At 64.3% G+C, this 9,850-nt stretch carries 7 protein-coding genes and 2 pseudogenes; 8 read left to right on the plus strand and 1 reads right to left on the minus strand.

Annotation, left to right across the window (positions count from 1 at the left end; genetic code table 11):
• Positions 1–90: 90 nt before the first annotated feature.
• Positions 91–1,374, minus strand: coding sequence for a tetratricopeptide repeat protein (locus ACZ7GZ_RS40805; RefSeq protein WP_471032603.1), 1,284 nt, complete (start codon positions 1,372–1,374; stop codon positions 91–93).
• Positions 1,375–2,674: 1,300 nt separating this feature from the next.
• On the opposite strand from ACZ7GZ_RS40805, the gene ACZ7GZ_RS40810 reads away from it, so the two are divergent.
• From ACZ7GZ_RS40810 to ACZ7GZ_RS40845, 8 genes and pseudogenes are all read left to right on the plus strand, one after another.
• Positions 2,675–3,466 (plus strand): class I SAM-dependent methyltransferase, encoded by a 792-nt coding sequence (locus ACZ7GZ_RS40810; protein ID WP_471032604.1) that lies wholly within the window; start codon positions 2,675–2,677, stop codon positions 3,464–3,466.
• Between the two features lie 39 nt (positions 3,467–3,505).
• Positions 3,506–4,285, plus strand: coding sequence for a glucose 1-dehydrogenase (locus ACZ7GZ_RS40815; protein ID WP_471032606.1), 780 nt, complete (start codon positions 3,506–3,508; stop codon positions 4,283–4,285).
• Between the two features lie 80 nt (positions 4,286–4,365).
• Positions 4,366–5,730, plus strand: a complete 1,365-nt coding sequence (locus ACZ7GZ_RS40820) for an FAD-binding oxidoreductase (RefSeq protein ID WP_471032609.1) — start codon at positions 4,366–4,368, stop codon at positions 5,728–5,730.
• Between the two features lie 6 nt (positions 5,731–5,736).
• Entirely contained in the window at positions 5,737–6,069 is a 333-nt protein-coding gene (locus tag ACZ7GZ_RS40825) for an EthD family reductase (protein ID WP_471032611.1), read from the plus strand.
• A 72-nt stretch (positions 6,070–6,141) separates the two neighbouring features.
• On the plus strand, positions 6,142–7,191 hold the full coding sequence (gene tdh / locus ACZ7GZ_RS40830; RefSeq protein WP_471032613.1) for an L-threonine 3-dehydrogenase: 1,050 nt from the start codon (positions 6,142–6,144) through the stop codon (positions 7,189–7,191).
• Between the two features lie 127 nt (positions 7,192–7,318).
• Complete coding sequence (locus ACZ7GZ_RS40835; protein WP_471032615.1) at positions 7,319–8,383, plus strand: GNAT family N-acetyltransferase; 1,065 nt, start codon at positions 7,319–7,321, stop codon at positions 8,381–8,383.
• A 64-nt stretch (positions 8,384–8,447) separates the two neighbouring features.
• Positions 8,448–8,729 (plus strand): annotated as a pseudogene (locus tag ACZ7GZ_RS40840) (DDE-type integrase/transposase/recombinase); the annotation flags it as partial.
• A 24-nt stretch (positions 8,730–8,753) separates the two neighbouring features.
• Positions 8,754–9,755 (plus strand): annotated as a pseudogene (locus ACZ7GZ_RS40845) (IS256 family transposase); the annotation flags it as partial.
• Positions 9,756–9,850 lie beyond the last annotated feature (95 nt).

The following is a 9,850-nucleotide window of genomic DNA, read 5'->3' on the forward strand; positions in this document are numbered from 1 at the left end:
AGTGAAGTTCCTGCGTTTCTGCGACAACCAGCTTCCCTTTCCGAACAGACCCATCGTAGTGGGACCACTGTCCGGAAACTTCGGGGCGCCTCAATGGGCCGAGCTCATGTGATAACGCCCTCGGGCGAGAACGTCACTGACGGCGGGGTGGCGTTGGAAGGATCGCAGGCGTTGGAGTGCGGTACGTAGGCACTGTATGGCTCGGGTGGAGTGCAGGGCGGGGTAGATGTCGAGGAAGGAGTTCCAGTGTGCCAGGGCTTGTTCCAGGTGGCCGAGCCGCAGGTGGGTCTCGGCGAGACGGGCATGGGTGAGGGCGGCGCGCAGCTTGTCGTCTGGGCTGCGCAGGTGCAGTGATGATGTCAGTGCGGTGAGGGCATTGGTGTGGTCGCCGAGGGTGGCCAGGGTCTGGGCGCGCTGATAGTGCAGGGCGCTGGCGGGGTAGCTGCTGAAGGGCCCGGGAGGGGCAGCTGCGTGGGTGTGGAGGTTTTCGGCGCGAGCGAGGGCGGTGAGTGCGGCCCGGCGGTTGTGGTGGGCGTTCATGACGGCCAGGTGGATGTGGGTGTAGGCGCGGACGCTGGGGGAGGCATGGCGGGCGTGCTGGTCGGCGTATTCGGCCAGGTGTAGGACCGCCGGCGTGTGGTTGCCCAGGTCGTGAGCGTGGGTGGCCATGGTGCGCAGGGCGATGGCGAGGGTGGCGTGGTCACCGGCGTCGGCGGCGAGGCGGGCGGCGATCTGGCGGTAGTGCTGGGCGGTGGAGCCGTGGCCGCTGTCGGCGCACATCGTTCCCATCAGCAGGGTGAGGTGGGATGCGGCTATCAGCAGTTCGTGGTGGGTACGCACGCGGGCGGATGTGTTGAGGACGGGCAGGACGTCGTGGACGAGGTAGGCGGTCAGGGCCGCTCGGACGTGCTGTCCGCCATACTTGTCGGCTGTCGCAACGAACACCGCTGCCATGGCGCGAAGTTGGTCGACTTCCCGCTGGTCGGCGGGCGGCCGTTCTGGCAGCGGGTCCTCGGGTCGGCGCGGTGGGCTGGGGAGTGTGGTCAGGTCGCGTAAGGCGATGCTGGTGAGTGTGACGACGCTCGTGTCGAGCAGGACTTGCCGTTGGGAATTGAGTTCGGTGTGGGCTAGATGGGCGAGTTTGCCCACGGGATCGGTCTCCCAGGACGGATCCACAACGACAGCTGGTGTTCGGGTGAGCCCGGCCTCCTGCGGCGTGATGCGCCTTCCCAGGCGGCGGGTGAGGCACTCCAGCAACAGCGTGGGGTAGGGGCGTCGGGGCTGGGTGCCGGCGAGCCAGCGCCGCACCGTGGTGTCATTGCACGCCAGGTCAAGGCCCTCCTCGCTAGCGACCTCGCGCAGGGCTCGGGCCAATTGGCCGGGACTCCAGCCCGTGGCCTCAATGAGCGCAGTCAAGTGTGTGTTGGGGAGACGGGGCATGGGTCCCTCACCTTGCTTCCTGAGCCCCTTGTTGAGAGTTGGACGATGGAGGATGTGAAATTCAGCCGGTCGGGACTTTCCGAGCAGCAATCAAGGGCTGACTGGCCTTCGCTGTACCAGCACCGATCAACTTGACCGGTCTCGGCGTCGCATGGCGACTTAAGAGAGGGCCTTTGCCTGCAGCGCTAGGCTGAGCTTTTCCTGCTGACGGCTCCCGCGTACGACCACCTGCGCAGGGCCGACCACGGCCGCAGTATCGCCGCCAACGCGGTCCAGGCGACCGATGGCCAGTGCATCGTTGGCGGAGCGGCATTCGCTGCCACTCCACTGAGCAGTCGTCACTAGCGGGCGAAGCGCCATCCCGCGCCGCATCTCGCGGAGTGACTACTGAAGAAGCTCAATGATCGGGAGTTCCCGCGCTCCACCACGCCGGCGTGATAACCGGCTTGGCCCCCGTTCACCTTGCTCGCCGCCCGGTGCTTCGCGATCACCGGCGGGGACATGAGCACATTGCCTGTAGGCGGTCTACGGCCACAAGTAATGTGAAGATAAGGGTTCCACGCAGGTGATCCTTTCCCTCTGCACTCACCATTCACCAGCGCCGCATGACGATCCCATCGGCATATCGGCGCGGCATTTGCGGCGTAACAATGTGATCTCACGTTCAACGCCGTTGACCCGTCCCGGCGGCCAACGGCGGTGCACTCGTATAAATACTAGCGCATTAGAGAAGCGAAAATAGGGGCGGAATATAGAGTAGTCGCCAGTCGGCCATCGATGCTTCGCCCTCACAGGAAACTATGGTTTCAGAAGCCTCAGCGTTCACCCCAGGAGCCGTCATCCGACACGCAAGCACCTTTATGGATCAGAGTCGGCGCGTCACGTCCTCCTTGGTTTGACTCCATCGGTCGCCCTCAGGCGGAGGCACGCCGACATAAATCCATTCGGGTACCCCCCAGTAGCCGGGGAAAACACCACTGCCCGGCAAAGAATTTACCGCTCGATGGCTCAAGATTCGGCCGAACATGTCGTTTCACAAAGCCACACGGTTGTCGGGCTTGATTGAGAATGGGCGCGCTGGCCATCTGTACTACTCCGACGATGGTTGGTGTACTGACAACTGAAAGGCACTTCGAACTAGTTGGATTCGACTAGTTCTCATTGACTGAGCCGCGTCTCTAGTGCGGGTCCGCTTCTGCAAATCCATGCCAGGACCACTTGTGGGAGGTCATTGATGGGTAGTCAGTTTGACGATCTCGCCCTAGCTTACGAGAGCACGGCGGTGGATATGGCCGTGCGCAAGCATCTGGAGTATCCGAGTTACTTTGAGGCGCTCGGAGACATTACAGGATTGAAAGTTCTTGATCTCGGGTGCGGCAGTGGGGTTTACAGTCGGCGCCTGCGTTCCCACGGTGCCCAGCGGGTCGTGGGCGCGGATGTCTCAGAGGGCATGCTTGACTATGCGCGGTCGCGCGAGCGACGGGAACAGCTGGGCATCGATTATCTGCGGCGTGACATCACGCGTCCGATCGATGCGCCTGACCCCGAACTGGACGGGGCTTTCGACCTGGTGGCGGGTGTGTATGTGGCACCGTACGCCCCGACCGTTGAGGCGCTGCACGGACTGTTCCGTACTGCGCGGCGAGCGCTGCCGGCATCCGGTGGACGCTGCGTCACCTATGTGCTGAACCCGGAAGCGGCGGTGACGCCTGGCTACTACGCCGAGTACGACTTCGAGCTGGTGGCTGTTGACGGAGGCCAGCAGGTGCCTGATGGTGCGCCGCTGACGCTGACGATCACGCTCCCCGAGCACCCCACTTTCTCCCTGACCGCGTACCGCTGGTCCCGCACTACGCAGGAGGCTGCGGCGCGCGCTGCGGGCTTCGAGAGCTTGCAGTGGATCCACCCGACGGTCACTGACGAGGGTCTCGCCTTGTATGGCGCGTCGTATTGGAAACGGTACCTGGACTGCCCCCACACCCTGATCCTGAGCTGTGTCGCGGCCCCGCAGGCGGAAGGCAAGTAGCGGCGTGGACGCAGGCGTTCCCTACATGAGGAGGTTGTCGTGAGCCAGGCTGTAGCGGACGGCAGGAGCCCGACCGGTCAGGTAGTCCTGGTCACCGGCGGTGCCAAAGGGATCGGACAGGCCTGTGTCATGGCTCTGTCTCGCGCCGGCGCCACGGTAGTGATTGCGGACATCGACGGCGCTTCGGCGGCAAAGACCGCACAGGTGATCCAAGACAGCGGTGGCACTGCGCTGGATCTCGAGTGCGACGTCACACAGCCGGAACAGACGGCCGAGCTGATCACTATGGTGGTGGGTGCATACGGCCGTCTGGACTGCGCGGTCAACAATGCCGGCATCAATGAGCCCGGGCAGACTGCGGCAGACATGTCGCCCGAAGTGTGGGACCGGATCTGGGCGGTAAACGTCAAGGGCGTTTGGCTGTGCATGCAGGCTGAGCTCCGACAGATGCAGGCCCAGGGCAGCGGCGTGATCGTGAACATGGCGTCGACCTTGAGCCTGGTCGCCTCGCGTGAGGCGACCGCGTATGTGGCCAGCAAGCACGCTGTTCTCGGGCTGACACGTGCGGCGGCGGTGGACTATGCCACGCGTGGTATCCGCGTCAATGCTGTGTGCCCGGGCCCGGTGCCAACCGACATGATGCACCGCGTTCTGCGCGGAGATGCCAGGGCTGCAGAGGAGCTGCGGGCGGCCGCTCCCACGGGGCGTTTCACTACGCCTGAGGAAGTTGCGGCCGCGGTGGTGTGGCTCTGCTCGCCGGCTGCCTCGCACATTCTAGGACACGGCCTCGTCGTGGACGGAGGGTGGACAGCCGTATGACAAAGCCCCGTCAACCCACCACGCGCATTGGAGTTCCTGCCACGCAGGGAACGATCCCATCACACGCCGGCGAAACGATCATGAGTGGCTTCGCAGGCGAGATCATCCGTCCCTGTGACCCGGAGTACGACAGCGCGCGCCGAGTCTGGAACGGGATGATCGACCGCCATCCCCGCCTCATCGCCCGGCCGCGCACGGTCGCTGACGTCAAGCTCGGTATCCGCTTCGCCCTGGACCACCAGCTTTCGCTCGGGGTGAGAGGAGGCGGGCACAACGTGACTGGCAGCGGCACGTGTGACGACGGCCTGGTGCTCGACCTCTCACTTATGCGCGCCGTGGACGTCGATCCGGTCCAGCGAGTTGTGCGCGCTCAAGGTGGCGCTACGTGGGGGGATCTGGATCGGGCAGCGGCCGCCTATGGGCTGGCGACCACAGGCGGGATGATATCCAGCACAGGCATCGGCGGCCTCACCCTCGGAGGCGGTGTCGGCTGGCTGATGCGAGCCCATGGCCTGGCATGCGACAACCTGCTCCAGACCACCTTGGTGACGGCTCGCAACGAAGAGATCACGGTCGACCATGCCCGGAATCCTGATCTTTTCGCTGCCTTGCGCGGCGGCGGGGGAAATTTCGGCGTCGTCCACGAGTTCACTTACTGTCTCCACCCTGTGCCCGAGGTACTGGGCGGCTACGTCATCCATCCCCTCGAACACGCTCAAGACGTCCTGGACTTTTACGCTCACTGGTGCCGCACGGCACCCGATGCGATCACCACGGCAGCCGCGTTCTTCACTGCACCCACCGACGCCGCACTCCCCGCGGAACTGCGTGGCAAGCCCGCGCTGATGGTGGCCCTTTGTGCCCTTGGCGACGCCGCGGAACGGGAACAACTCGCCGAGCCCCTGCGCCGCTTTGGCCCGCCCGCCCTGGACCTTGTGCAACCCATGCCCTACCCTCAACTGCAATCGCTGCTTGATGCGGGATCGCCACCCGGAATGCGCAACTACTGGAAGCCGGGCTACATCACCGATCTTCCACCCCGGCTGATTGCGGACCTGGTTGAGTACGCCGCATGTCCCCCCTCGCCATCGGCCCAGATCCTCATCCACCAGCTCGGCGGAGCGGTAGCCCGCGTCCCGCAAGGTCATACGGCGGCCGCTCATAGGGATGCTCCTTATCTGGTCAATGCAGTCGGTATGTGGGACAGCCCCGGTGATGATGACCGCAACATTTCCTGGGTGCGCAGCCTCCATGAGCGCCTCAACCCCTTCTGTACCGGCACTTATGTCAACTACCTCGCTGATGAGGGGCCGGGAGCAGCAACGGCGGCCTACGATCCCGCCACCCGTGCGTTGCTGGAACGCGTCAAGACGCGCTGGGACCCGGACAACATCTTCCGGCCCAGCCACAACGTCTCACCCCGGCCCGAGTCCGAATCAGGATGACGAGCTATGTACCGGCTCACCTGTCTCTTCGGCCACCCCGATGACCCAGCCGCGTTTCAAGAACACTACCGGAACGTCCACATCCCTCTGGGGAAACAACTTCCCGGAATCAAGCGATGGATCGTCGGGCTCTGCGAGACACAGAACGGAAAACCCCCACCCTTCTACATGATCGCCGAACTCTGCACAGCAACACGCGAGGACATGGAGCAGCTCCTGGCATCACCGCAGGGGCAGACAGTGGCGGCAGATATCGCCAACTTCGCCACCGGCGGAGCCACCATCATCCTCTACCAGGAAGAAGTGATCCATCCTGAGCGGCCATGCGATGCCCACTGAGTGGACCATCGGCTGCCGGCCCAGCCGTTCGCCGCTCACGAAGGAACCACAGTGATCACGGATCGGAGAAGTATGAAAGCGCTGGTCAAGGCGGGGCCCGAGGAAGGGGTGGAGCTCCGCGAGGTACCCCGCCCCCAGCTAGGGCGCAATGACGTGCTGATTCGGGTACTGCGTACCGGAATCTGCGGTACTGACCTGCACATCCATCACTCAACTCCCTGGGCCATCCGGCACATTGCGCCACCGCGGATCATCGGCCATGAATTCGTCGGTGAAATCATCGCCGTAGGCGAGGGGGTCGGCAGTCTGTTACACGGTCAACTGGTCAGCGGAGAAGGCCATCTCACCTGCGGCCGCTGCCCCCACTGCACAGCCGGCCGAAAACATCTGTGCCCCCACACACGGACACTCGGCGTAGATCGCGACGGAGCGTTTGCCGAGTACATAACCCTGCCCGCCGACCATGTGTGGGTGCATCGCCCCGGCGTCACCCTGGACGTGGCCGCCATATTCGATGCCTTCGGTAACGCGGTGCACATCGCTGATGCCTTCCCTCTGCAAGACAGGACGGTGCTGGTTGCCGGGGCCGGACCTATCGGCTGCATGGCAGCCGCGATTGCCGTTCACCGAGATGCGCATCTGGTCGTGGTCACCGATGTGAACCAGTTCCGGCTAGACCTCGCGCGGCGGAGCGGAGCCCACCACGTGGTCGAAGCAGAGCCGCACGCCATTGCAAAGAGTGCCGACGAACTCGGGATCAAAGAGGGATTCGATATCGGCTTCGAAATGTCCGGAAACCACGATGCCCTCCAGGAATTGCTCACCGGTGTCAAACGCGGGGGCCAGGTAGCAGTCCTTGGCCTGCCGGACGACCGCATGTCCACCGACTGGGCCGACATCGCTCTTCGCATGTTGACCATCCAGGGAATCAGTGGCCGCCGGGTGTTCGATACCTGGCATCGCATGTCAGAACTGCTCGACCAAGGGATGGACCCATCCCTCATCATCACTCATCATTTCGCGGCGGACGACTATGAAAGGGCATTCGCCGCCGCCTTCGCAGGAAGCACGGGAAAAGTAATCCTCAACTGGGCCGAGCCGAATCAGGAGAACGGGGAGTGACACGCCATGCGGTGCAGGTACACACCTCCACCGACAACACCACCAGTTCCCGGCGGACACCTGAACACGCCCTCGCAGCCCCAGCACACCGCACGTCCGCAACGCTGGCGGCCTGGGGAACACCGTCATGACCGAAGCTGTAACCACCTCCTGCGGACCCTTCAAGGCCAAGGTCCTCACAACCATCGACGCAGTCGGCCCTGAATGGGACGAACTGATGGCCACCGCGCGCGCACCGGTCTTCTACCGCCGACCCTTCCTCAGCGCCTTCGAGCGCCACCCTCTGCATCCTGTGCGCCGCACCGCCTACATCCTCATCCGCGACGCAGGAGGCGTCCTTCAAGCCGCCTTCCCCGCATACCTCCAACAAGGCGTCGACCCCATGCGCGTGATCAACGACCACTTCCCCGAAACACTAGGGCAGCCAGCGCTGATCAGCCACGTATGGCACTGCTATGACACCGTCATCCCCGCACGCCCCGGAGCCATCCCAGCCATCAACGTGGCCCTCGATATGCTCCACCACGTCGCCCGCGACTGGGGAGCCACCCTCTACGGGCTAGCCAACGTCGACGCCGCGACACGCCTCAACGACCTACTTGAAAGCCGCGGTCTCCACGGAACCGACATCGACATCGGATGGGGCCTGGACCTGCCATCCCGCAAAGACTACGACGGCTACCTCACCACCTTGCCCAGTAAACCCCGCCGCAACCTGCAGCGCGACCTACGCGCCGCCCAGCGCGCCGGAGTCACCGCCATCACCTGCGCTGCACACGACGCCGACCTGGACGGTTTCGTCACCCTGGCCCGAGCCACCGCCGCCAAGCACAACAACTCCGACTACTACCAGCCCGGCCTCTTCCAGAACTTTGTCCTCGCCCTCGGGGACGACGTCCGCGTCCTCGAACTCCGCACCCGCGACGAGCTGATCTGCTCCGGCCTCATCCTCCTCGACGACACCCGATACCACTTCTGGGCCTGCGGCTTCGCCCCCAGAGGCACCTTCAGCGCCTTCTACGTGGCATTCGACCACATCATGCGCGGCGCTTTCTCGTCCGGCCGCTCATGGGTCGAGCTGGGCCGCCGCAATCCTGACTTCAAACGACGCTACGGCCTCACCCCGCGCACTCTGCGCGCCTGGGCTGGGACAGTCCACGATGAAAAGCGCCCCCCCGTGTCCTTTTCTTGATCAAACACGGAAATGGGTACCCGAAGCCAACAGGATTCAACCACCGCCAACGCAATGAGCTGAGCGTTCCTACCACGCCGCCCACCGCCAGGTCATGCCTTCCGTGGAACACTTGCACTCGAAGTATCTCAACAACCGGGCCGAGAATTCCCATCAGCCCACCCGGCAGCGGGACGGGCCATGAGACGCTTCAAATCCGCCGAATTAGCCTAGAGATTCCCCTGTCCGTCTTCTCCGGGATCTCATCGCACTTCCGTCCCCGCCCCCACCTCCTCACCGCCCGCGCCTGCGAGACGAGATGACCGAACGCTTCACCACATGGGGGACTGTAAATCGTTCGGTGTAACTCCCGATCATGGAAGATGCATCGATGACCAGTGAGAACGTGGCTGAGCAGGACGCTGTCGAGTCGGCGGCGGCTGTGTCGGCGAAGGCCGTGGACGACCAGCTGATCGACGAGTTGGTGAGCCGGGCCCAGGCAGAGGGCCTGCAACTGACCGGCGAGGGCGGGCTGTTGCAGCAGCTGACCAAACGGCTGCTGGAGTCCGCCCTGGAGGGCGAGATCACCGACCACCTCGGCTATGACAAGCACGAACCGGCGGGCAAGAACGGCGGCAACTCCCGCAACGGCAAACGCTCCAAGACCGTGCTGACCGACGTCGGCCCGGTCGAGATCGTCGTGCCCCGCGACCGGGACGGCTCGTTCGAGCCGAAGATCGTCAAGAAGCGGCAGAAGCGCCTGACCGGCGTCGACGAGATGGTTATCTCGCTGGCCGCGAAGGGCCTGACCACCGGCGAGGTCCAGGCCCACCTGGCCGAGGTCTATGGTGCCGAAGTCTCCCGCCAGACCATCTCCACCATCACCGACAAGGTCCTCGAGGGCATGGCCGAATGGCAGAGCCGCCCGCTCGACGCGGTCTATCCGGTCGTCTTCGTCGACGCCATCCACGTCAAGATCCGCGACGGCGCCGTCGCCAACCGGCCCGTCTATGTGGCCCTGGCCGTCACCACCGAGGGCCGGCGCGAGATCCTCGGCCTGTGGGCCGGCGACGGCGGCGAGGGCGCCAAGCACTGGCTGCACATCCTCACCGAGATCAAGAACCGCGGCGTCAACGACGTCCTCATGCTGGTCTGCGACGGGCTCAAGGGCCTGCCCGAGGCGGTGGAGACCGTCTGGCCGGCCACCATGGTGCAGACCTGCGTGGTCCACCTGCTGCGGAACTCCTTCCGCTACGCCGCCCGACAGGACTGGGACAAGATCGCCAAGCTCCTCAAGCCCGTCTACACGGCGCCGACCGAGGAAGCCGCACTCGAGCGGTTCGCCGAGTTCGCCGACGCCTGGGGCAGGAAGTATCCGGCGATCGTGAAACTGTGAGAGGGCATTTGATCTAGGCGAATTGCCCTTTCTGTTCTAGTAAGTCCCTCGCCAGGTTGGTGTCGTCTCGTCCGTTATGCGCTTGGTGAGGT

The sequence above is a fragment of the Streptomyces sp. NPDC037288 genome (assembly GCF_055603265.1).

Coding starts and splice junctions, on each gene's coding strand:
- ACZ7GZ_RS40810 (WP_471032604.1), top strand. CDS start 2,675: ATGGGTAGTCAGTTTGACGATCTCGCCCTAGCTTACGAGAGCACGGCG.
- ACZ7GZ_RS40820 (WP_471032609.1), top strand. CDS start 4,366: ATGAGTGGCTTCGCAGGCGAGATCATCCGTCCCTGTGACCCGGAGTAC.
- ACZ7GZ_RS40825 (WP_471032611.1), top strand. CDS start 5,737: ATGTACCGGCTCACCTGTCTCTTCGGCCACCCCGATGACCCAGCCGCG.
- tdh (WP_471032613.1), top strand. CDS start 6,142: ATGAAAGCGCTGGTCAAGGCGGGGCCCGAGGAAGGGGTGGAGCTCCGC.
- ACZ7GZ_RS40835 (WP_471032615.1), top strand. CDS start 7,319: ATGACCGAAGCTGTAACCACCTCCTGCGGACCCTTCAAGGCCAAGGTC.